General features: G+C 70.4%; 1 pseudogene. It reads left to right on the top strand.

The annotated features are described in order from the left end of the window. Positions 1-191 (top strand): annotated as a pseudogene (locus SB751_RS33535) (ABC transporter ATP-binding protein); the annotation flags it as partial. Between the last annotated feature and the right edge of the window lie 59 nt (positions 192-250).

The following is a 250-nucleotide window of genomic DNA, read 5'->3' on the forward strand; positions in this document are numbered from 1 at the left end:
GCATCGCCTACCTGTTCATCACCCACAATTTCGGCGTGGTCGAGTATCTGGCTGACCGCATCGCGGTCATGGACGGCGGCCGCATCGTCGAACTGGGCGAGGCCGACGCGGTGCTGCACGCGCCGCGCCAGGACATGACGCGCCGGCTGCTCGACGCGGTGCCGCGGCTGCAATTCGGCGCGCCCGAATGAAAACCGCGCCCCGATCCTATGGCGGATCGGGGCGCGGCATGCGCGCGCCTGGGCGGCTC

The sequence above is a fragment of the Cupriavidus sp. SIMBA_020 genome (assembly GCF_046535395.1).
In the GTDB taxonomy this organism is placed as follows: Bacteria; Pseudomonadota; Gammaproteobacteria; order Burkholderiales; family Burkholderiaceae; genus Cupriavidus; species Cupriavidus campinensis.